At 61.2% G+C, this 22,504-nt stretch carries 16 protein-coding genes; 4 read left to right on the plus strand and 12 right to left on the minus strand.

The window, feature by feature from the left end; all coding sequences use genetic code 11:
* The first annotated feature begins 191 nt into the window (after window positions 1–191).
* Window positions 192–1,538 (plus strand): MATE family efflux transporter, encoded by a 1,347-nt coding sequence (locus AB5Z20_RS05745; RefSeq protein WP_138114131.1) that lies wholly within the window; start codon window positions 192–194, stop codon window positions 1,536–1,538.
* A gap of 77 nt (window positions 1,539–1,615) precedes the next feature.
* Window positions 1,616–2,464, plus strand: coding sequence for a MerR family transcriptional regulator (locus AB5Z20_RS05750; RefSeq protein WP_138114128.1), 849 nt, complete (start codon window positions 1,616–1,618; stop codon window positions 2,462–2,464).
* Window positions 2,465–2,557: 93 nt separating this feature from the next.
* Here the strand turns inward: AB5Z20_RS05750 and AB5Z20_RS05755 are convergent, their stop codons facing one another.
* The 12 genes from AB5Z20_RS05755 to kdpA form a co-directional block, all read right to left on the minus strand.
* Window positions 2,558–2,980 carry a PIN domain-containing protein gene (locus AB5Z20_RS05755; RefSeq protein ID WP_195568424.1) on the minus strand — a complete coding sequence of 141 codons (423 nt, stop codon included), beginning with the start codon at window positions 2,978–2,980 and terminating at the stop codon, window positions 2,558–2,560.
* Window positions 2,977–3,369 (minus strand): type II toxin-antitoxin system Phd/YefM family antitoxin, encoded by a 393-nt coding sequence (locus AB5Z20_RS05760; RefSeq protein WP_022095074.1) that lies wholly within the window; start codon window positions 3,367–3,369, stop codon window positions 2,977–2,979. The genes AB5Z20_RS05755 and AB5Z20_RS05760 overlap by 4 nt, the downstream gene beginning before the upstream one ends.
* 284 nt (window positions 3,370–3,653) lie before the next feature.
* The gene (ligA, locus tag AB5Z20_RS05765) at window positions 3,654–5,882 is read right to left on the minus strand and encodes an NAD-dependent DNA ligase LigA (RefSeq protein WP_195568425.1); all 2,229 of its coding nucleotides are present in this window, start codon (window positions 5,880–5,882) and stop codon (window positions 3,654–3,656) included.
* Window positions 5,883–6,127: 245 nt separating this feature from the next.
* Window positions 6,128–7,588 (minus strand): S1C family serine protease, encoded by a 1,461-nt coding sequence (locus AB5Z20_RS05770; protein ID WP_368156643.1) that lies wholly within the window; start codon window positions 7,586–7,588, stop codon window positions 6,128–6,130.
* 208 nt (window positions 7,589–7,796) lie between these two features.
* Entirely contained in the window at window positions 7,797–8,459 is a 663-nt protein-coding gene (locus AB5Z20_RS05775) for a response regulator transcription factor (protein WP_006234733.1), read from the minus strand.
* 50 nt (window positions 8,460–8,509) lie between these two features.
* Window positions 8,510–9,847: a glutamine synthetase family protein gene (locus tag AB5Z20_RS05780; RefSeq protein WP_368156644.1), complete on the minus strand. Its 1,338-nt coding sequence runs from the start codon at window positions 9,845–9,847 to the stop codon at window positions 8,510–8,512.
* A 134-nt stretch (window positions 9,848–9,981) separates the two neighbouring features.
* Complete coding sequence (locus tag AB5Z20_RS05785; protein WP_138374586.1) at window positions 9,982–11,004, minus strand: LacI family DNA-binding transcriptional regulator; 1,023 nt, start codon at window positions 11,002–11,004, stop codon at window positions 9,982–9,984.
* Window positions 11,005–11,127: 123 nt separating this feature from the next.
* Window positions 11,128–11,820, minus strand: coding sequence for a GntR family transcriptional regulator (locus tag AB5Z20_RS05790; RefSeq protein ID WP_368156645.1), 693 nt, complete (start codon window positions 11,818–11,820; stop codon window positions 11,128–11,130).
* Window positions 11,821–12,024: 204 nt separating this feature from the next.
* On the minus strand, window positions 12,025–13,974 hold the full coding sequence (locus AB5Z20_RS05795) for an FAD-dependent oxidoreductase (protein ID WP_368156646.1): 1,950 nt from the start codon (window positions 13,972–13,974) through the stop codon (window positions 12,025–12,027).
* Between the two features lie 247 nt (window positions 13,975–14,221).
* Complete coding sequence (gene kdpC / locus AB5Z20_RS05800; RefSeq protein WP_368156647.1) at window positions 14,222–14,812, minus strand: potassium-transporting ATPase subunit KdpC; 591 nt, start codon at window positions 14,810–14,812, stop codon at window positions 14,222–14,224.
* A gap of 12 nt (window positions 14,813–14,824) precedes the next feature.
* Window positions 14,825–16,879 carry a potassium-transporting ATPase subunit KdpB gene (gene kdpB, locus AB5Z20_RS05805; RefSeq protein WP_368156648.1) on the minus strand — a complete coding sequence of 685 codons (2,055 nt, stop codon included), beginning with the start codon at window positions 16,877–16,879 and terminating at the stop codon, window positions 14,825–14,827.
* Window positions 16,880–16,895: 16 nt separating this feature from the next.
* The gene (gene kdpA, locus AB5Z20_RS05810; RefSeq protein WP_270225536.1) at window positions 16,896–18,719 is read right to left on the minus strand and encodes a potassium-transporting ATPase subunit KdpA; all 1,824 of its coding nucleotides are present in this window, start codon (window positions 18,717–18,719) and stop codon (window positions 16,896–16,898) included.
* Between the two features lie 334 nt (window positions 18,720–19,053).
* On the opposite strand from kdpA, the gene AB5Z20_RS05815 reads away from it, so the two are divergent.
* Together AB5Z20_RS05815 and AB5Z20_RS05820 are read left to right on the plus strand one after the other, a co-directional pair.
* Window positions 19,054–21,789, plus strand: a complete 2,736-nt coding sequence (locus AB5Z20_RS05815) for an ATP-binding protein (RefSeq protein ID WP_368156649.1) — start codon at window positions 19,054–19,056, stop codon at window positions 21,787–21,789.
* Window positions 21,782–22,486, plus strand: a complete 705-nt coding sequence (locus tag AB5Z20_RS05820; protein ID WP_117583373.1) for a response regulator — start codon at window positions 21,782–21,784, stop codon at window positions 22,484–22,486. Before AB5Z20_RS05815 ends, AB5Z20_RS05820 begins: the two co-directional genes overlap by 8 nt.
* The last annotated feature ends 18 nt before the right edge of the window (window positions 22,487–22,504 follow it).

Below are 22,504 nucleotides of genomic sequence, written 5' to 3' on the forward strand. Positions count from 1 at the left end.
ATTCCGAAATCGTTTTCTGCAAGGTTAACGCCGGCGGCGAGTTCTCGTGACGTGTGTCCATATTCACTCGGAATAATGGTGCGCGTGACTTTTTTCGCCCGGCACCCAACACAAACCTTGACTCTACAATCGTTGTAGGGTTTTCACTACACTGGTACATAAACAAACCCAGTCAGAAAGTGCCCCCGCTCATGGAACACGACCTCACACGCGGCAATGTCCTTAAGACCATCGCGGTCTTTGCCCTGCCCTATATGCTCTCGTACTTTTTGCAGATGCTCTACGGCATGGCCGACCTGTATATGATGGGGCAGTTTAGCGGCGCCGCCGGCATCACCGCTGTGGGCAATGGCGCGCAGACGCTCTATATCATTACCGTGACGCTCGTGGGCCTGGCCATGGGAACGACGGTCATCGTCGGCCACGCCGTGGGCTCGCGCCGCTTCGACCGCGCCGAGACCGCCATCGGCAATACCATCACGCTGTTTATGGGCGTCTCGGTAGTACTGGCCGTCATCTTGTTTGCACTTTGCCCGCAGGTTGTGGCGCTCATTGGCACGCCGCCCGAGGCGGTCGAAGGCACCGCCGCCTACCTGCGTATCTGCTTTGTCGGCATTCCGTTTATCGCCGCATACAACATTCTCTCGGCCATCTTTCGCGGGCTGGGCGATTCGCGCTCGCCTATGTACGTGATTGGCGTGGCATGCATCATCAACATCGCGCTCGACTTTCTATTTATCGGCCACATGGGGCTCGGCCCCGTGGGCGCGGCGCTCGGCACAGTGACCGCCCAGACGGCCAGCGTTGCCCTCGCGCTCGTGTGGCTCAAGAGCCGCCGCACGAACATCCACGTTAAGCGCAGCGACCTGCGCCCCCAGCCCGAGGTGCTCGGCAGCATTCTTAAGATCGGCGTGCCTGTGGCTGTACAGGACGGCTGCATCCAGGTGGCGTTTATGTTTATCACCGTCATCGCCAACCACCGAGGGCTCGTCGACGCCGCCGCCGTAGGCCTGGTCGAGAAGATGATCAGCTTTTTGTTCATTGTTCCGAGTTCCATGGGCGCCACCGTCAGCGCGCTCACGGCGCAAAACGCCGGTGCAGGAAAGGGCGGTCGTGCGCGTCAGGTACTCAAGGATGCCATGACGATCTCGGTGGTGTACGGCTGTCTGATCACGATGCTGATGTGGCTGGTGGCGCCGGCGTTTATCGGCTTTTTTGCCAAGGACCCCGCGGTGGTCGCGGCCGGTACCGGCTATATGCACAGTTATATTTTCGACGCAATCTTTGCCGGCATCCACATTTGCTTTAGCGGCTTTTTCGCTGCATACGGCAAGAGCTACATCGGCTTTGCGCACAACGTGCTGGCCGTGGCGCTCATTCGCGTACCCGGCGCGTGGCTGCTGTCGAACGCCTATTCCGACACGCTGTTTCCCATGGGCATCGCTTCGCCGTGCGGATCGATTTTGTCGGCAGTCATCTGTGTTGTCGCGTTTACCGTGCTTAACCGGCGCGGAGCTTTTGACAAGTTGGTAGCGTAGCGGATCGTTTGTGTCATACGACGGCCGCGCCGCACGACCTCGGCGCCCCTTCCCCGCCCATTGAAAGGAGCAGTCCCATGACCGACTCGCCAACCGAACATACCGAAGGCCTGCTCCGTATTGGCGAGGTGGCGCGCCTGTTTAACCTGAGCGTGGGCACGCTGCGCCATTACGAGCAGATGGGCTTGCTGGACCCGGCGCACATCGATCCGGCGAGTGGATACCGCTACTACGGATCGCGGCAGCTCTCCACCCTCAACACCATCAGTCACCTGCGTGTTCTCGACCTGCCGCTAGCGCAGATCCGTGAGTTTGTGACCACGCGCGATGTAGACCTCATGCAGCGGCAGCTGGCTCAGCAGCAGGAGCTCATCGAGCGCAAGCGCCGCGAGTTGGAGCGCGTGTCGCGCAAGATCGATAACCGGCTTGCTCTACTGCATGATGCCTTGAACACCGAGCTCGATACCATTTGCACAATCGATGCGCCCGAGCTTCGCTGCGCCGTGTTGCGCGAACGCGTCAACCCTACCGACGCCTATGCGTTGGAGTGGCAAATTCGTCAACTGCAGAAGGGCCAGCATGAGACCTTTGTCTTCCTGGGCAACTTGGGCATTGGGATTAGCGCCGAGCGCCTTGACGCCGGTGACTTTGACGGCTACGACGAGGTCTTCCTGCTGCTCGATGACACCGATGAGTACTTGGGCGACGTCGAGGTACGCCCCGCCGCACGCTGTTTGACCATTAGCTTCCGCGGCACGCACGGGCAGGCGGGCTCGCGCTATGAGCAGCTACTCGGCTATATGCACGAACACAACCTGGCACCCGCCGGGCCCTCGCGCGAGATCGCCCTCATCGACGACATCATCAGCGACGACCCCACAACCTACGTGACACAGATCACGGTGCCCGTTACTGTGCTCGATTAAGAACCTCCCGGACAGGCATGCAGTGCAGCTCAACTAACGAGCGTCAGCTACAGGAGAACCGCCATGTCGAGGACAATCCCCGATATGGCGGTTTTACTCCTCCGGAATCGGAAACGCACGGATGAACTCTGCAGGCGAGAAGGTCTTGATGGTCGAGCGCACAAAAGCGGCGCGGTCACGCGTGATGATAAAGTCCACGCCGGCACGCTCGGCCATCGCACGGATACAGCCGTCCTCAAAGTCCGGCTCATCGGAATAGGCGGAGGTAAAACAAGCTTCTTGGTCGAGAGGCTCTACCGAGTAGCTCTTAAGACAGTCGCGCACTACCTCGCGGGCGCGCGCCTCGCCTGCCTGTTTAGTGAGAATGTAGTACGCGTCCTTGAGAGAGCAGGCCGAAACAACACCCTCGATAAGTCCCACGTCAACGAGCCCCTTGGTCGTTTGCGCCGCCCCATGCTCCGGCCGGCCCGGCAGCACGCAATCGAGCAGAAAATTGGTATCGAGAAATGCCCTCATAGGTAGCGCTCCCTCGCGACGCGCTTTTCATCTTCAACCGTCATCGTATCGAGCGGCGTTCCCTTTGGCATGTTAGCCACGATATCGAGATACTCCTGGTAGTCCTCATTCTCCGCGAGCATCTCACGGATCTCCTTCCAGGTGATCTTGGGATGCCACATCGTACCCACGTCGCGCTTGGGCTTGCCCGTGCCGCACGTCGGTTTTGCGCCCCCACGCTCCTGGGCAGCGTCATATTCCACCGTAACTGGACCTTCATAGTCGAGCGGCACGATCTTGAACAACGGCTTGCTCCGCTTGAAGACCACAACCTCCTCGCCCTCATTGGCAACCTTTTCGGCCACCTGCGTAAGGTTTTGGCGCAGTTCCGAAAACGCGACGGTAACCATAACTGCTCCTCTCAACATATATCTTCACTGCTAAGTATACACGTTAATATTAATGTTAAAGTGTATAAAACTCATCACAATGGGGCAGCCCCGTTGTGAGACCTCACTGCGGGGCCCCTTTGCTTTGAATGAATCTTCTATCGCTCCGGAACGACACCGCTCCGCAGGGTCACCCTCAGCAACCTACATGACGCAGATCATGCTGCCCGCCACCACGCCCAAATAAAAACCTCCCGGAAAGTATCAACCTTTCCGGGAGGTTTTCTAATTTGGTTATCGATGTACTAAGCCTGGGGCACCTCACCAGTCGCCAAGATCTGCTCGAGTGCATCCTCGTCCAGTACGGGTACGCCCAGCTGCTCAGCCTTGGTGAGCTTGGAGCCCGCTTTGGGGCCGGCGACCAGATAGCTCGTCTTCTTTGACACGCTGCCCGAAACCTTGGCGCCGAGCACCTTGAGCGCCGCGCCCGCCTCGTCGCGCGTGCGGTTGACGAGCGTGCCGGTGAGCACGAAGGTCAGACCCGCAAGCGGCTGTGCGTCGGCGAGCTCGCCCGCCACGCCAGCGTCGGCTGCGGCTTGCGCGTGCGCAGCGCCCAAGTCGACCTCGAGCGAAAGGCCCGCCTGACGCAGACGTTCCAGCACGGCAAGGTTCTCGGGCACGGCCAGGAACTGCTTAACGCTCGCCGCAATCTTGGGGCCGATGCCCTCGCACTCGGCAATATCCTCTTCGCTCGCCAAGATGAGCTTGTCAATCGACAGGAATCGCTCGGCGATGACCTCACCCACACTCTTGCCCACGTGGCGGATACCCAGGGCAAACAGCACGCGACCGAGCGGCTGGCTCTTGGACTTGTTGAGCTCGGCGATGATTTTCTCAGCCGTCTTGAGGCCTACCGGGATGGGGTCGCCCTTCTTGACGCCCTTTTTGCTGTTGGAGCTGGCATAGGTACGCCCCGTGTCCAGGCCGGCGATATCGTCGACCGTGAGCTGGTAGAAGTCCGCGACGTCGTGAATCAGGCCAGCAGCGATCATCTTGTCGACGATCTCGTCGCCCAGGCCGTCGACGTCCATGCAGCCGCGGCTCACCCAGTGGAGCAGGCGCTCCTTGAGCTGCGCAGGGCAATCGATGGAGACGCAGCGGTAAGCGACCTCGCCATCCTCGTGGACCACGGGGCTGCCGCACACGGGGCAGACCTCGGGCATGTGCCAGTCGACCGAATCGGCCGGGCGCTTGTCGAGCACCGGACCCACGACCTCGGGAATCACGTCGCCCGCCTTGTGCACGATAATCGTGTCGCCCTCGCGCACGTTTTTGCGACGAATCTCGTCGATGTTGTGCAGCGTGGCGCGCGCGATGGTGGAGCCGGCAACCGTCACCGGGTCGAACTCGGCGACCGGCGTGAGCACACCGGTGCGACCCACCTGGATGCGAATCTCGCGCAGGACGGTCTGCTTTTCCTCGGGCGGAAACTTAAAGGCAATGGCCCAGCGCGGTGCGCGGGCGGTAAAGCCCAGGTCGAGCTGCTGCTGAAAGCTGTCGACCTTTACGACCACGCCGTCGATGTCGTAGTCCAGGTCGCCGCGATGCTCGAGCGCCTGGGCGCAGAACTCGTGGACCTCGGCCGGCGTGGCACAGCGAGCCACGTTGGGGTTGACGCTAAAGCCGGCGCTACGCAGCCAATCGAGGAACTCGCGCTGGCTGTGGACGTGCAGTGGATCGGTATCGGCGATGGCATAGATAAAGGTGGCCAGGTCGCGCCGCGCCGTAACCTTGGGATCCTTCTGACGCAGGCTGCCAGCAGCGGCGTTGCGCGGGTTGGCGAAGGGGTCGCGGCCCTCGGCATCGGCCTCTTCATTCAGACGTACAAAGCTGCCTTTGGGCATATAGACCTCGCCGCGCACCTCGATGGTGCGCTCGCGGTCGGCACCCATGTGAGCGAGCGCCGGCTCGGACAGGTGCATAGGCACGTCCTTGATGGTACGGACGTTGAGCGACACGTCCTCGCCCGTGGTACCATCGCCGCGCGTGGCGGCGCGCACAAAGGTGCCGTTTTGGTAGGTAAGTGCCACGCCCAGACCGTCGATCTTAAGCTCGCAGGTATAGGTGACGCTGCCGGCACCGAGCGCATCCTCGGTGCGCTGGAGCCATGCGTCGAGCTCGTCCAGGTCCATGGCATCGTCCATGGAATACATGCGCGCCATGTGCGTGACTGGCGTAAACTGCTCGCTCACGTAGCCGCCAACGCGCTGGGTATAGCTGTCGGGCGTCACCAGGTCGGGGTAGGTCGCCTCGATTTCTTGCAGCTCAACGAGCATTTTGTCAAAGGCGGCGTCCGTGATCTCGGGCGCGTCGAGCATGTAGTAGCGATAGGCGTGGTAATCGAGCTCGTGGCGCAGCTCGGCCGCACGCGCTGCCGCCTGGGCACGGGCATCGGTCGGCGCAACGGTATCCGTGCTCGTGGGCGTTTCGGTATCGATGTCCACGCCGTCACCAAACAGGCTCGATTGCTCCATAGCGGCACTCCTTCGCTCGATTTCAAACGGATACTAGAGTACCACCGGTCACCATGGCGCCGAATAACCCTTTCGAACCGCATCGAATCGGCAGTCGACGCACCGGGATGGATTGCGCGATCAACTCATGCCCTTGCCATTTCCAAATGATCCGGTTTCCTCCATCCCCAACGGATCGATGAGAAAAGAGGGGGCTGTCCCGCATTGACGGGACAGCCCCCTCTGGCATCGGTATGTGCGGCTCGTTAGTAACCCTGGCCGTAGCCCTGGCCCTGGCCCTGCTGGCCTAGCAGCTCCTCCAGATACTGGCGCAGCTGCTCGTCGGTAATACCGCCGTTGCCGGTGTCGGTCGCGCTGTCGTCCTGCTGCTGGTTCTGTAGCTCCTCGTCGGAGCCCAGCTCGACGGTGACCTTCTTCTCGTCCTTGCCGCGCATGAGCGTGATCTCGACCTTCTCGCCCACCTCGTGGCTGCGCAGCGCGATGATTAGGCCATCGGCGCTCGTAATCTCGTCGTCGCCCAGCTTGGTAATGACATCGCCTTCTTGGATGCCAGCCTTGGCGGCGGGACCATCCTCGACGACGCTCGCCACATACGCGCCGCTGTCGGTGCTCAGCTTGTTGGTGCGGGCGTTGAGCGCGTTGACGCTCGAAAGCGTGGCGCCCAGGTACGGGTGCACCGGCGTCTTACCGTCGATGATCTGGTCGGCAATATTCTTGGCATAGTTGACCGGAATGGCAAAGCCCACGCCCGAGCTGGAGCCCGAATAGCTCTCGATAAGCGAGTTAATGCCCACGAGCTCGCCGTTGTCGTTGACGAGCGCGCCGCCGGAGTTGCCCGGGTTGATGGCGGCATCGGTCTGGATCATGTTGGCGTAGATGGTGTTGCCGCTGGTAGAGCTCATGGCCGTGGAGCGATAGAGCGCCGAGACGATGCCCGTGGAGACAGACTGTTCGTTGCCAAACGGCGAACCGATGGCCATGACCCACTCGCCCACGTTGAGCTTGGAGGAATCACCGATCTCGATCGGCGTGAGCTTAGAGGCGTCTGCATCCTTGAGCTTGATGACGGCCAGGTCGCTCGAAGCATCGTTGCCCACGAACTCGGCCTCGTAGGTGGTGCCGTCGTCCATGGTCACCACGTACTGGTCATAGCCATCGACCACATGGTTGTTGGTGAGGATATGGCCCTCGGTATCGAGCACAACGCCCGAGCCGACGCTGCCCGAGCCATCCGACTCGTCGGCAGACTGCGAAAGCGAGCCATTCTGGCTGCCGCTCGAAGTGGCGGTGATGGAAACGACGGAGGGCAAGGCCTTGGCAGAAACGGCCTCGGCCAGCGTGGTGTCCTCGGAGTCGATCGTAATCTTTTGCGTCGACGAACCCGAAGCACCCGCCGTCACGGCATTCTTTCCGCCGCCAATGTTGAGCGTGCCACTCATAATGAGCGCGATGACCAGCAGGGCGCCGCAGGCGCAGCCGGCGAGCGCCGTAATAAAGATCGGCAGCTTTTTGGTCTTGGTCTTGACCACTGTGTGCTTGTTTACAACCTGCTGGCCGCCCAGCGGCTTGCCGGTCTGTGTGTCGTAAGCCTGCACGTAGGGAATGTTGCTGCCGGCAGGCGTCGACTCCACCTGCACGCGCGGCTGCTGCTGAGTCTCGCCGGCATTGCCAACATCCTGGGGACGCTGGGAATCGTTCTCGCTCATAGCTGCGATCCTTTCGTCAAATAACCAAAGGCCCGCCAAACACGTGGCGGGCCATCATTGTTCACGTTGAGTTGTACCCCAATATGCGGGTGCACGTGTATGAGAACGCAATCTTTTAGGAAGGCTTAAGTTCTTCTGCAAACCCGAAAGGAGCCCGCATATGCGGCAAAACCACCACAAAGGTGCCTGTCCCCTTTGTGGTGGAAATCTAGTCCTTAAACAGGTAGCCTACGCCGCGGACGGTAGTGATGTGGGCCGCGATCTGCGGGCCCACCTTGGAGCGGATGCGTCGGATGTGCACGTCGACGGTACGCGTGCCGCCGCAGTACTCAAAGCCCCACACGCGGTGCAGCAGCACTTCGCGGCTGTAGGCACGGTTGGGGTGCGTCGCCAAAAAGCTCAGCAGCGAATACTCCATCAGCGTCAGGTCGATGGGCTCGTTATCGAGCGTCACCTGGTAGGTAGCCAGGTTAATCTCGAGGTTATCGATGTTGAGCACATCGTCGGCGGTGACGGTCTCTTCCTCGCCCATCAGGCGCTGCGCGCGAGCCTTAAGCTCGTTGGGCGTCGCCGTGGGGCATACAAAGTCGGCATGCGCGTGATTCGGCAGGCGCAGGGTGCCGAGCGCCTCGTCGTCGACAATCACCAGCATGGGGACACCGCCGCGATCGTCAAGCCACTTGGCAATCTGATCGATGCGGTCGCTGCGGATGCCATCGGAATCGAGGATCAGCAGGTCAAAGTCGTGCGCTGCAGTCGGCGAATCGGGGGTTGCCAGGCTCACCTCGACCCCCAGGGTGGTCGTCAAGCTGCGGGCAAACTCGTGGAAGCGCGTCGTGCGCGCCATGAACAGGGCACTCTTTTCGGACATATCGGCCTCCAAGGAAATGAGCTCAATCGTACTGGAACAAGCCAACGCGATTAGGAGTTCGCCAGGTAGTGCTTGATCTCCCACTCGGTGATCGTAGACTCAAACTTATGCCACTCGTCGCGCTTCTTTTTGAGGAAGAAGCTGTGGATGTGCTCGCCGAGGGCATCCTTCATAAACTGCGAGTCCTCAAACACGTCGAGCGCCTCTTTGAGCGAACGCGGCAGCGGCGTGTAGCCGGCCTCGACCATCTGACGGTCGGAGAGCTTGAGCGTCTCGGCCGTGGCCTCGGGCGGGAGCTCCAGCTTGCGCTCGATGCCGTCGAGACCAGCCGCCAGCGTGACGGCGTTGACCAGGTACGGGTTGGCCATGGGGTCGGGGCTACGAAGCTCGATGCGCGTGGACAGCTGCTTGCCGGGTTTGTAGACCGGGATGCGGACCATACTCGCGCGGTTGCGCAGGCCCCACGTGGCGTACTGCGGCACGGAGTCGCCGCCCGTGGTGATGCGCTTGTACGAGTTGACCGTGGGGTTGGTGATGGCGCTAATCTCGCGGGCATGCGCCAGGATGCCGGCCATGTAGTGCTTGGCGACGTCGGAGAGGTGGTACTTCTCGTCGTCCTCGCCCCAAAAGACGTTGTTGCCGTCGTGGTCGAATAGCGACTGGCACAGGAACATAGCGCTGCCGTCCTCGCCTGCCAACGGCTTGGGCATAAAGGAGGCGTGGCAGCCGCTCTCGTAGGCCTGCTGCTTAATGATGAGTTTAGCCGTGGTGATGGCGTCGGACATGCTCAGGGCCTCGGCGTGGCGCAGGCTCATGCCGTGCTGCGAGCGACCGGCGGCGTGGAAGGTGTACTCCACGGGCACGGACATCTTCTCGAGCGTGAGGACCGTGTTGCGGCGCAGGTCGCGAGCGGCATCGCTCACCGAAAGATCGAAGTAGCCCACGTTGTCGAGCGGCTCGGGGGTGTGCTCGTCGGGGAAGTAGTAATACTCCAGCTCGGCGCCCACGTTGAGCAGATAGCCAGCCTTCTCGGCCTTGCGGAACATGCGGCGCAGGGCATCGCGCGGGTCGCCGGCAAAGGGCTTGCAATCGGGAGTGCACACATCGCAGAACACACGGGCAACGCCGTTGTGGCTCGGGCGCCACGGCAGAATCTGGAAGGTCGAAGCATCAGGGAATGCGAGCATGTCGGCTTCCTCGGGCGTGGCAAAGCCCTCGATGGCCGAGCCGTCAAAGCCGATACCCTCCTCAAAAGCGACCTCGAGGTCCTCGGGGCTAATGGCAAAGTTCTTGAGGCGGCCGAGAATGTCGACAAACCACAGACGCACAAAGCGGATGTCACGCTGCTCTACGGAGCGGAGTACGTAATCGATGTTCTGCTGGTTCATGTCGCTCCCCTTTCTTTCGGGCGGGTTTCGACTGGTCTATATCGCAGATACTATCGCAGAAAAATGTTTCCGCAGGGTTAAAGCGTATCAAGCGCTCAAAAAACGTGCGCGAACAGGCAGTTGCGAACGAGTGACTAGCGCGAGGTCGATGCGCGGTGCTCGATGTGGCCGGGGATCTCGATGCGTTTGGGCGCCAGCTTTGCGGCCTCGCCCACGGTGGTGGTAACGACGTCGATGCGCTCGGAGAGGCGCTCGACTACGCACTCGGCAATGGTAAGGGTGTCTTGCGCGGCCGTGGTGACGCCGCCAAAGAGCACGCGGTTCCAGGGGCAATCGTCAAACGTCGCGATTTTGAGACCCGCCGGCAACGAAGGTCCCAACTGCGCCAGGGCCTCGGTCAGACGCAGGAAGACCAAGCCGTTGACAGCGATAAGGCCGAGCTTTTTGCCTGCATAGCCGCGGATAGTCTCGTCCAAGCGACCGACGCCCGTGGCACCGCCATCGGCCAAGGTGACAACCTCACCCGCAAGGCCGCGTCGCGAAAGCTCATCGGTAAAGGCTTCAGCGCGCTCTCGACGCACGGGGCTATCGTCGCTTGCCTCGGTGAGCAGGCACAGACGCTCGCTGCCCGCAACGGCCAAGGCGTCTACCAAGCCGGCGACTAGCTCACGGTTGTTAGATGTCACCAGATCGACACCGCCGTCGGCAACATCGCGGTCAAGCAGCACAACCGGCAGACGTCCCGCTGCCGCGGCGATCGCCTCGTCATTACCTCCGCAGGTGTTGACGACCAGGCCGTCCACGCCGGCATCGATAAGTCTGGTGAGCGACTCCGCTTCCTTAGCGGAGTCGTTGCCACTAATGGCCGTCATGAGCGAGCAGCCGCGCGCGGCGGCGCTGGCGGAAAGTCCTTCGAGCATGGCGCTGGAGAACGGGTTGGCGATGTCGGCCAGGATCACACCGATGAGGTTGGTCCGCGAGCTGCGCAGATTGCGCGCGGCGGCACGCGGGCGATAGCCGGTGCGCTCGATAACCGCCGCGATGCGAGCACGGGTTTCCTCGGTCATTTGCCCGGGGCGGTTGTTGAGATAGCGCGAGACCGTGGCCGGACTCACGCCCGCCTCGGCGGCAATGTCCTTGATTCTCATCTGCGCCATAGCGCACCCCGTTTCCCAATGTCGGAAGTCTGAGCCATTTTAGGCATTTTTTAAAAATCTCGGTTGCAAAGCGCTGTAGGTGAGCAGCATCGTTTTTGCGTCTCGAGCAGATGCAATGATGGGCTAGTTATTCGAGTCTTTAGGCAGCTCAAAATAGTCGGGATGTAAGGCGATAACCGGGCCCTGCTCCTCGGGCATCAGGTGCAAGTGCGTCTCTGCCAGATAACTCGCCGCATCGGTATCACCCCTCTTAATGGCCTCGAGAATCCGGCGATGCTGCCGACGAATCGGCTCCCAATCCAGGTCCTGCGACACCATACGCAACCAGTTGTATCGCTCAAAATGCGTGTTGACGCTCTTCATCCAATCCCACAACATGTGACGACCGGCAATCTCAAAACACGTCTCATGAAACAGGTTGTCCAGATCGAAAAAGCGACGCGTTTCGCCATGGTCGAGTGACTCAGACTCGGCAAGAATCTGCTCGAGCCGATGCTTTTGCTCAGGCGAGGCGGCCGAACAGCATTTAATAAGCACGCTTCTCTCGAGTTTCTCGCGCAAGAAACAGGCGTTCTCGGCGCGCTCCATGCTGATTTTTGAGACATAGGTGCCGCTTTTGGGACGCGTTTCCACCAGCTCCTGCTCACGCAGGCGCACAAAGGACTCGCGAATGGGCGTGCGCCCGATTCCTGTCTCCTTTTCCAGACCAATCGCCGAAAGACGCGTGCCGGGCTTGAGCTCGGCATAGATGATCTTGGAGCGCAATGCGTTGTATGCCTGATCTTGCAAGCTCTGATAATGCTGGTGTTGTTCCATAAAGCCCTCGGATGAAGCTCACGGTTTGTCGAATATCACCCGTAATACTATCGCATCCCCTATCTCATCAGTTGCGGTGAAATAGGGCGCGCTCGCGTCGCCAGGATCACAAGAGCAAGCGGCGGCATCCCGAAACCCGGGACCCCGCCGCTGTTTTGCTATCGGATGGCGCAGGGATGCCCCTCCCAATGCACCAGGGGTTGACTAGAGCTCGCAGGCAACCTTGTAGCCATCGCCGATGGCGTCGCGGATGTTGCCGCACTTGTTGGCGTCACCCAGCACGTGGGTGGCAACGCCGGCAGCGGCAAGGTCGTCGGCCAGCTTGGTATTGGGACGATAGCCCATGGCAAGCACCAGCGTATCGGCACCGGCGATGGTGTGGACCTCGCCGTCCTTCTCGTAGCTGATGGTGTCCTCTGTGATTTCGGTCACCTTGGCCTCAGTCAGCACGTGGACACCCTTGGAGAGCATGCGCGTGATGAGCACCGCGCGACCGGCACCGCCCTCGTTGGCGGCGAGCGTCTTGGTCATCTCGATGACGGTGACATCGCGGTTGGCCGGCGACAGGTCGTTGACCAACGGGGCCAGGTAATCGGCCGTCTCGCAGCCAACGGTGCCGCCGCCCACAATGACGATCTTCTTGCCCGGGAAAGCCTTGCCACCCAGCAGGTCATCGGCCGTCATAACCTGCTTAAAGCCCTGCATGAAGGCCGGAGCGATGGGCTCGGCGCCATAAGCCAGGACGACCTCGTAGCCCGCGTAGTCACGCTGAATGTCCTCGGCCGAAAGCTCGGTACCAAATACGCACTTCACACCGACCTCGGCCAGGCGACGGTACTGATACTTGATCACGCGGGTGAGTTCCTGCTTTGCCGGCGGAACGGCCGCGATGCGCATCTCGCCGCCCGGCTCATCCTGCTTATCCACGAGCACCACGTTGTGTCCGCGCTTGGCGGCAATGTAGGCTGCCTCCATGCCCGCAGGACCAGCGCCCACAACCAGCACGTTCTTAGCCTCGGCGGCAGGCTCGTAACCAGCCTCGTCGCGCTCCACGTCCGGGTTGACGGTGCAGGAGATGCGCTTGCCGAACATAATGCCGTTCAGGCAGCGCAGGCAACCGATGCAGGGGCGGATGTCGTCGGCGTTGCCGGCAGCGGCCTTATTGCAGAACTCGGCATCGCACAGATTGGCGCGGCCCATCATGCAGATGTCGGCAGCGCCGTCCTCGATCAGCTCCTCGGCGATCCAGGCCTCGTTGATGCGGCCGACGGTGGCGACAGGAATGTTGACGTGCTTTTTGATCTCGCGCGAGCAGGCAGCGTGCGAGGCCTGCTGGGTACCGGCGGCAGGAATCGCGGAACCGCGCTTGATGGTGGTGCCGCCCGACACATGAATCATGTCGACGCCGGCCTTCTCCAGGCGACGCGAGACGTAGATCATATCGTTGAGGGTCAGACCGCCATCGGTGTACTCATCGCCCGAGATGCGGACGTCGATGATAAAGTCCTTGCCGCAGCGCTCGCGAATCTCGGCGATGACCTCGAGCAGGAAGCGCATGCGGGCATCGAGCGAGCCGCCGTACTCGTCGGTACGCTTGTTGTAGAGCGGAGTCAAAAAGCCGCCGAGCATACCGTGGGCGTGCGCTGCGTGGACCTCAACGCCATCGACACCGGCCTTCTGCATACGCACGGCAGCGTCGCCAAACTGATGCGTGAGCTCGTGAATCTCATCGACCGTGATAGGACGCGGCGCCTCGCGGGCATAGGACGGGCCCACAAAGGATGGAGCGATCAGGCGCGGCGTGCCCGGAATGTTAAAGGCCATGTAGGCGGGGTGGAAGAGCTGCGGCATGATCTTGCAGCCATACTCGTGGACGGCCGCGGCGAGCTTTTCCCAGCCAGGGATAAACGTGTCGTCGTAGCAGCACATGTCACCCGGCAGATAGGTATAGGTAGGCTCGACCGTCACGACCTCGGTGATGATGAGGCCCACGCCGCCCTTGGCACGGGCACGGTAATGATCGACCAAGTCGTCGGTCACATAGCCGTGATCGGCCAGGTTCGTGGACACCGGCGGCATAAAGACGCGGTTCTTAACCTCGGTCGTACCGACCTTGATCGGGCTAAAGAGCATCGGATAGGCGGAGGACTCCATACAGGGTTCCTTTCGTTTGAGCCGCTGGGCGGCAGTTGCTAACGTACTTATCGTATCAGTAACCGCCGCATCCGCGCTCGCTCGCACTCCCGCCCTCAATCCCGACCCTCACAAAAAAATTGCGGTGGAATACGGAGTAGATGAGGCTTTTGACAGGCAAAACAGTCCGTATTTCACCGCAACTGATGGGCGGGGTGGAATTGAGGGCTCAGATAGTCAGTCACGCCCTCATCCGCCACTCCCTCACCTACAGCGCGCCGTCCAGCATAAGGTTCACCTTGAGCACATTGACCGTAGGCTCGCCGAAGACGCCCAGGAATCGGCCCTTGGTGCACTGGGCGATGATCTCGCGAACCTCGCCTTCGCTCTTGCCCGTGGCCTTCGCCAGGCGCGGTACCTGGTACTCGGCGGCATCGGGGGAGATCTCGGGGTCGAGCCCTGAGCCAGAACACGTCACCAGGTCGACGGGCACAGCGTCCATATCGGCATCGGGGTTGGCGGCGCGGATCTTCTTCACGCGCGTATCCATCAGCTGCCGATACTCCTCACTCGCCGGGGACAGGTTGGACGGGGCACCATACGCCATGAGCTCGCCGTCTTCGCCTTCGACAATTGACACGTTCTGAATACGACCCCACATATGGTCCTCATCCTCGAAGTTCTGGCCGATCAGCTCGGAGCCCACGATCTTGTCGTCGACCGTAATGAGTGAACCGTTCGCCTGATACGGGAACGCAACCTGGGCGATGCCGGTCACGACGAGCGTATAGCCCAGGCCGCAGACAACGGTAAACAGCGCGAACACGCCCAGTGCGCGCGATGCAACACCTTTGAACATACAAACCTCCACTTACATAATGCCGCAGAACGCGAGCAGCATGTCGATGAGCTTGATGAATACGAACGGGGCAACGATGCCGCCCAGACCCCACACGAGCAGGTTGTGGATCAGCAGCTGTCCGGACGGCACCTCGCGGTACTTAACGCCCTTCAGCGCGGCCGGGATCAGCGCGACGATAACGAGCGCGTTATAGATGATGGCCGAAAGAACCGCGGACAGCGGGCTTGCCAGACCGAGGATGTTGAGCGCGCCAAGGCCCGGGTAGATCGGCGAGAAAAGGGCCGGGATGATAGCGAAGTACTTCGCCATGTCGTTGGCCACCGAGAAGGTCGTGAGCGAACCGCGGGTCATGAGCAGCTGCTTGCCGATACGCACGACCTCGATGAGCTTGGTGGGGCTGGAGTCGAGGTCAACCATGTTGCCGGCCTCCTTGGCAGCCTGGGTGCCCGTGTTCATGGCCACGGCGACATCGGCCTGGGCCAGAGCGGGCGCGTCGTTGGTGCCGTCGCCGGTCATGGCGACCAGGTGCCCCTCACGCTGGAACTCGCGAATCTTCTCGAGCTTGCCTTCAGGGGTGGCCTCGGCCAGGAAGTCGTCAACGCCGGCCTCGGCGGCGATTGCCGCGGCGGTGAGCGGGTTGTCGCCCGTCACCATGATGGTCTTGATGCCCATCTTGCGCAGGTCGGCGAACTTCTCCTTAACGCCGGACTTGATGATGTCCTTGAGGTACACAACGCCCAGCACGCGGCAGTTCTTGGTCACGACCAGCGGGGTGCCGCCGGCCTTGGCGATGCGCTCGACGGCCTCGTCGCACTCCTGGGAGAACACGCCGCCGGCTGCCTCCACATAGGTGCGCATGGAATCGGCAGCGCCCTTGCGGATCTCATTGCCCTCGTAGTTCACACCGGACATGCGGGTCGCCGCGGTAAAGGGGATGAACTCCATACCCTTATCCTCGAGCGTGCGGCCGCGCAGAGCGAACTGCTCCTTGGCGAGCACGACGATGGAACGGCCTTCGGGGGTCTCGTCGGCCAGCGAGGAAAGCTGGGCGGCATCGGCCAGCTCCGCGGGATCGATGCCGTCGACCGGGATGAACTCGGCGGCTTGGCGGTTACCCAGGGTGATGGTGCCGGTCTTGTCGAGCATGAGGATGTCGACGTCGCCGGCGGCCTCGATGGCGCGGCCGGACATGGCCAGCACGTTGGCCTCGTTCAGACGGCTCATGCCGGCGATGCCGATGGCGGACAGAAGGGCGCCGATGGTAGTGGGAGCCAGGCACACGAGCAGCGCCACGAGCGTAGTCACGGCCGTGGGGTTGTCCATGTCGTGAAGACCGACCGAGAAGCAGGAGTAACAATACAGGGCCAGCGTGACCAGGATAAAGACGATGGAGAGGGCCACCAGGAAGATCTCCAGAGCGATCTCGTTAGGGGTCTTCTTGCGCGCGGCACCCTCGACCATCGCGATCATCTTGTCCAGGAAGCTCTGGCCGGGCTCACTGGAGATCTTGACGATGATCCAATCGGACAGCACCGCGGTACCGCCGGTAACGGCAGAGCGGTCGCCGCCGGCCTCGCGGACCACGGGGGCGGACTCACCGGTGATGGCGGACTCGTCAACGGAGGCAGCGCCCTCGATGACGTCGCCATCGCCGGGAATCTGCTCGCCGGCGCGTACGATCACCAGGTCGCCGCGCGTAAGCTCGGTGCCGGGAACGACGGTGAAGTGTTCCTTGTCCTTAACGGACTCGATGCGATGGGCCTCGACATCCTTCTTGGCCGCACGCAGGGAATCGGCCTGAGCCTTACCGCGGCCCTCGGCAAGCGCCTCGGCGAAGTTCGAGAACAGGTCGGTGAGCCACAGGATGACCGCGATGGCGACCACATAGTAGGTGGGCACACCCGCGTCCTGCACACCGAAGATGGAAGCGACGGCCAGGACGGAGGTCATGACGGCGGAAAGCCACACCAGGAACATGACCGGGTTTTGAATCTGGACGCGAGGATCCAGTTTGGCAAACGAGTCGCGGACCGCGCGGCCCATCATGTCTTTTTGCATAGCCATAAATCTGCGCCCTCCTTTACGCAATCATCTGGAAGAACTCGGCAACGGGGCCAAGCGCCAGAGCCGGGAAGAAACTCAGGGCACCGATCAGCAGAACGATGAACACGAGCAGGAATACGAACATGCCGTTGGTGGTAGACAGGGTACCGGCGCTCTCGGCGACCTTACCCTTCTTGGCCAGCGAGCCGGCGATAGCCAGCGTACCGATGATGGGCATGAAGCGGGCGAACAGCATCTCGAGGCCGAGCATGACGTTGATCCAGGGAATGTTGCAGTTCATGCCTGCAAACGCCGATCCGTTGTTGCCGCCGCATGAGGTGAAGGCATACAGCGCCTCGGAGAAGCCGTGCGCGCCACCATTGTTGAGCTGGTCGGCAAGACCGGGCACCATGCAGGCGATGGCCGAGCACACCAGAATGGCAAACGGAGTTGCCAAGCACAGGACAACTGCCCAGCGCATCTCGCCCGGCTCGATCTTCTTGCCCAGGAACTCAGGCGTGCGTCCGACCATGAGGCCGGCGATGAACACTGTGAGGATGGCGAAGCCGATCATGCCGTACAGGCCGCAGCCCACGCCGCCGAAGACGACCTCGCCCAGAGCAATCTGGAGCATCTGGATAAAACCGCCCAGCGGAGTGTAGGAGTCGTGCATGGAGTTAACCGAGCCGTTGGAAGCAGCCGTCGTGAAAGCGGACCAGGTAGAAGAGGAGGCGATACCGAAACGGCTCTCCTTGCCCTCCATGTTGCCGCCGGCCTGGCCGTCGGTCATCTCGATATTGACCGCTCCGCCATCGGCCAGCTGCGGGGTGCCCGCATGCTCGTTGACGGCAATGATGCCGGTGAAGATCACCAGCAGGATGAACATGGCGGCAAAGATGGCCTTGCCCTGCTTGGTGTTCTTGACGCCGATACCGAAGGTGAAGCAGCAGGCGGCCGGGATCAGCAGCAGGCTGGTCATCTCGATGATGTTGGTGAAGGCACTGGGGTTCTCATACGGATGAGCGGAGTTCACGCCGAAGAAGCCGCCGCCGTTGGTGCCGGACTGCTTGATGGCGACCTGAGGAGCCGCGGGACCCTGGGGCAGGAACTGCTCGGTGACCACGCGCGCGCCCTCGACAACCTTGCCGTCGACCTTGACCGTGTCGCCCTCGATCTGGGCGCCGTCGATGACGCTCCAGCCGCCGTCTGCATTAGGCTGGACAGCGACGGGCTCTACGAGCTCGGCCTTCTGAGCCGGCTGGAAGTTGGAGATGACGCCACCGGCAGCCAGGCAGATGCCGAACACGAGGTTCAGCGGGATGAGCACATACAGGACGGTGCGGGTGAGGTCGACCCAGAAGGAACCCAGACCCTGCTCCTTGACCTGACGGAAACCGCGGATGAGCGCGAACATGACCGCGATACCGGTGCCAGCGGACAAGAAGTTTTGCACGGTGAGGCCCATGAACTGCACAAGATAGGACAGGGTGGTCTCACCGGAATAGGACTGCCAGTTGGTGTTGGTTATGAAGGAAACAGCCGTATTGAACGACAGGTCCCATGACACACCCGGCAGGTGCTGGGGATTGCCTGGCAAGAAGGACTGAAGCGCTTGGAGTGCCACTAGAGCCACGAGGCCGATCCCCGAAAAGACCAGCACGCTCGCCAGATAGCGCCTACACCCCATCTGCTCTGCCGCGTCGATGCGAAGCAGACGATAGACGCCGCGCTCCACAGGAGCAATCACAGGCGACAGGAACGTATGCTCACCATCCATGATATGGGCCATGAACCGACCGAGCGGAACGGCCAGGACGACGAGCACGGCAAAGTACAAGATGTACTGAATCGCAGCGTCCATAGTTTACGAATCACTCCTCATCAGAATGTAGATGTAATAGATAAGAAGTCCAATGCAGACGACTCCGATGATGGGAATGAGGATGTTCATTTACCGCCCCTTTCACGCACGGCCCGATGTCTCGGACGCCTGCTCTCGCAAGCGTCTGGGGACAGTAAACGCTTCTAGGGATTAAAGAGGCGTGAGGGCCGGGGCTCACGACCTTAAGATGCCGTAAAGATGCAGGTAGAAAGCACTATTGCTGCTGCAGTGCGCCTATACTCGACCTCGCGAGCATACAGCGGCGTCCTCACCGCGTATGCACGCATGGACAACGCTTCAGAAAGGCTACGCTATGCAGCGCGACGCATCGGACACTCGCGTCAATCCAGACCTCATCCTCAAGGCAATTGAGAAAGACGAGGTCGCCGATGACGCTCGAACCAGCCGGGGACACCTCAAGATTTTCTTTGGCTACGCTGCTGGCACAGGCAAAACCTATGCGATGCTTCAAGCCGCCCACGCCGCCAAGCGGCGAGGTGTCGACGTCGTCGCGGGATACATCGAGCCGCACGAACGTCCGGCAACTGCCCATCTTGCACAAGGGCTTGAGAACGTGCCCTATAAACTCATCGAGTACAACGGCATTACGCTCAACGAGTTCGATCTAGATGCGGCTATCGAACGCGCCCCTCAGCTCATCCTCGTCGACGAGCTCGCCCATACGAATGCACCGGGGTCTCGCCACGACAAACGCTATCAAGACGTCGAGGAACTTCTACATGCGGGCATCGACGTCTATACGACCGTGAACGTTCAGCATATCGAGAGCCTAAACGACATGGTTGCATCCATCACCGGCGTTGTCGTGAGCGAACGAATCCCCGACCGTATCTTCGATGATGCCGACCAGGTCGAGCTCGTCGACATAGAGCCCGAAGACCTACTTGAGCGCCTTCGCGCCGGCCTCGTCTACCGTCCCGCACAAGCCGACCGAGCGCAACAGCATTTTTTTACCGTCGAGAACCTCACCGCACTCCGAGAAATCGCGCTGCGCCGCTGCGCCGATCGCACCGGCCGCCTCACAGACGCCGCACGCGTGCTGGGAAACCGTGACTACTACACCAGGGAGCGTATCTTAGTCTGCGTCTCCCCGGCGCCGACCAATCCCCGCATCGTCCGTGCCGCCGCACGCATGGCGAAAGCGTTTCGCAGCGAGCTCGTCGCCCTGTTCGTAGAGAGCCCGCGCACGCAAGCCATGAGCGATGATGAGCGCGCCAAGCTTGCAGCCAATATCGCCCTAGCCGAGCAGCTCGGAGCGCATATGGAAACCGTCTATGGCGACGACGTCGCGTTTCAGATCTCCGAGTTCGCGCGCCTGTCGGGTATTTCGAAGATCGTCATGGGGCGCACGGGCGAGCACAGCAGCGTCCGTCAGGCTCTCTTCGGCCGCAAATCTCTCGTAGAACAGCTCATAACATTCGCCCCGAACCTCGACATTTACATCATTCCAGACCAGTCGACTCCGCCCTCCCGGCCCAAAGGACGCCGCCGTGCGCTCGCCCCGCAGCCGCCCAGCAGCCGAGACGTGCTTCGCACGCTGGCCCTCTCTCTTGTCGCCACGGCGATCGGCACGGCTTTCCGCCATCTGGGATTTGCCGATTCCAGCATCATATCCCTCTATATCCTCACGGCCCTGCTGACCGCCGTCACCACGACGGGGCGTATCTGCACGATTGTATCGAGCGTGCTCTCTGTAGTGCTTTACAACTTCTGCTTCGTCACGCCTCTGTTTTCGCTCGCCAGCTACGACCGAAGCTATCTGGTCACGTTCGGCATCATGTTCGCTACCGCTATGGTCGCCGGCGAGTTAACTGCGCGCATCGCCGACAACGCCCGCACCTCCGCCGAGAACGCATTCAAAACGCGTGTACTCCTCGAAACGAACCAGCTCTTGCAGCAAGCCCATAGCGCGGAGGAGTGCGCCCGCGTCGCCATGAACCAACTCATCAAACTGCTAAAACTCGACGTGGTCTTCTACCCTGCCGAACACGGCACGCTCGGCAAGGCGCTCTATGAGTCCGCTGGCACCGAAAACCGATCCGCGTCGCTGTTCACCGACTATGAGCGCGCCGTTGCAACCTGGACCTACACCAACAACAAGCGCGCGGGCGCAAGCACGCGGACCCTGCCTGAGGCGCGCTGTCTCTACCTCGCGGTTCGCACCGGCGACAAGGTATTCGGTGTCATCGGCATCGACCTGGAGGGGCGCGAGATCGAAGCCTTCGAGCATTCGATCGTCCTATCTATCGTAGGTGAATGCGCCTTGGCGCTCGAAAGCGACCGGGCGGCGCAAGAGCGCGAAGAGGCTGCGGTCTTGGCGAAAAACGAGCAGCTGCGCGCCAACCTTTTGCGCTCCATCGGCCACGATTTGAGGACACCCCTCACGGCTATATCCGGATCTGCGGCAATCCTTCGGAAGAGCGACGAGAAGCTCAGCCTCGAACAACGCTGCGATCTTGCCGATGCCATCTACGACGACTCCCTCTGGCTTATCGATACCGTGGAGAACCTCCTCGCCATCACACGCGTCGAGGACGGCACCATTCGCCTCAACCTCACATCCGAGCTCATCGACGAGGTCATCGAGGCCGCCCTCAGCCATGTCGCCCAAGCATCGCATGGACGTACCGTCACCATCGAACACACTGACGACATCCTGCTGGTACGCATCGACGTCCATCTCATCATGCAGGTGCTTACGAACCTCATCATGAACGCCTTCAAATACACTCCCGAGGACTCGACTGTCACCATCAGCGCACGTCGCGAGGGTGCGTTTGTCGTGGTGGACGTCGCAGACGATGGGCCGGGTGTGGCAGACTGCGACAAGCCTCATATCTTTGAGCGCTTCTTCACCTCAAGCAATACGCGGCCCGTGGATTCGCGTCGAAGCATCGGCCTTGGGCTGTCGCTCTGCCGCTCCATCGTGGAGGCGCATGGCGGCGTCATCGAAGTTCGCGACAACCACCCCCATGGGGCCGTCTTCCGTTTTACCCTGCCCGCCGAGGAGATCGAGATTCATGAATAATGCCGCTAAGCCACGCATCCTCCTGGTCGAAGATGACCTGACCGTTCAAAACCTCGTTTCGACCGCGCTTGACCTCCACGGCTATGTCGTCAGCAAGGTATGCAACGGCCAGGCCGCCATCATGGATGCGGTGTCGCACGGCCCCAGCCTCATCATGCTCGACCTCGGCCTTCCCGACATTGACGGTATCGAGGTCATCACGAAGATCCGAAGCTGGTCGGCAGTCCCCATTATCGTCATTTCGGCGCGCACCGAAGATTCCGACAAGATTGCAGCACTTGACGCAGGGGCAGACGACTACCTCACCAAGCCCTTTTCTGTGGATGAGTTGCTCGCGCGCGTCCGTGCGAATTTGAGGCGCTCCTCGATGGCGTCGAGCGAGTCGACAGAAGCGAGCACGTTTGACAACGGTCCGCTGCATATCGACTACGCCGCGGGATACGCGACGAAAGACGGACGCGAGCTCTCGCTCACCCCAACCGAGTACAAATTGCTCGTCCTTCTGGCGAAAAACGTCGACAAGGTGCTCACCCACACCTTCATCACCCGCGAGATATGGGGCACGAGCTGGGACAGCGATCTGGCGAGCCTGCGCGTGTTCATGCGCACCCTGCGCAAGAAGATCGAGGCAGACCCCTCTCACCCCAAGATGATTCAGACGCACATGGGCGTCGGGTACCGCATGCAGCGTCTCTAGCCCACCCCACAAAAGTGA

The organism is Collinsella aerofaciens (assembly GCF_040910245.1).
Taxonomy (GTDB): Bacteria; Actinomycetota; Coriobacteriia; order Coriobacteriales; family Coriobacteriaceae; genus Collinsella.

Coding starts and splice junctions, on each gene's coding strand:
- kdpB (WP_368156648.1), bottom strand. CDS start 16,879: ATGGCTATGCAAAAAGACATGATGGGCCGCGCGGTCCGCGACTCGTTT.
- ligA (WP_195568425.1), bottom strand. CDS start 5,882: ATGGAGCAATCGAGCCTGTTTGGTGACGGCGTGGACATCGATACCGAA.
- AB5Z20_RS05795 (WP_368156646.1), bottom strand. CDS start 13,974: ATGGAGTCCTCCGCCTATCCGATGCTCTTTAGCCCGATCAAGGTCGGT.
- AB5Z20_RS05785 (WP_138374586.1), bottom strand. CDS start 11,004: ATGGCGCAGATGAGAATCAAGGACATTGCCGCCGAGGCGGGCGTGAGT.
- AB5Z20_RS05820 (WP_117583373.1), top strand. CDS start 21,782: ATGAATAATGCCGCTAAGCCACGCATCCTCCTGGTCGAAGATGACCTG.
- kdpA (WP_270225536.1), bottom strand. CDS start 18,719: ATGGACGCTGCGATTCAGTACATCTTGTACTTTGCCGTGCTCGTCGTC.
- AB5Z20_RS05745 (WP_138114131.1), top strand. CDS start 192: ATGGAACACGACCTCACACGCGGCAATGTCCTTAAGACCATCGCGGTC.
- AB5Z20_RS05775 (WP_006234733.1), bottom strand. CDS start 8,459: ATGTCCGAAAAGAGTGCCCTGTTCATGGCGCGCACGACGCGCTTCCAC.
- AB5Z20_RS05770 (WP_368156643.1), bottom strand. CDS start 7,588: ATGAGCGAGAACGATTCCCAGCGTCCCCAGGATGTTGGCAATGCCGGC.
- AB5Z20_RS05755 (WP_195568424.1), bottom strand. CDS start 2,980: ATGAGGGCATTTCTCGATACCAATTTTCTGCTCGATTGCGTGCTGCCG.
- AB5Z20_RS05780 (WP_368156644.1), bottom strand. CDS start 9,847: ATGAACCAGCAGAACATCGATTACGTACTCCGCTCCGTAGAGCAGCGT.
- AB5Z20_RS05815 (WP_368156649.1), top strand. CDS start 19,054: ATGCAGCGCGACGCATCGGACACTCGCGTCAATCCAGACCTCATCCTC.
- AB5Z20_RS05750 (WP_138114128.1), top strand. CDS start 1,616: ATGACCGACTCGCCAACCGAACATACCGAAGGCCTGCTCCGTATTGGC.
- AB5Z20_RS05760 (WP_022095074.1), bottom strand. CDS start 3,369: ATGGTTACCGTCGCGTTTTCGGAACTGCGCCAAAACCTTACGCAGGTG.
- AB5Z20_RS05790 (WP_368156645.1), bottom strand. CDS start 11,820: ATGGAACAACACCAGCATTATCAGAGCTTGCAAGATCAGGCATACAAC.
- kdpC (WP_368156647.1), bottom strand. CDS start 14,812: ATGTTCAAAGGTGTTGCATCGCGCGCACTGGGCGTGTTCGCGCTGTTT.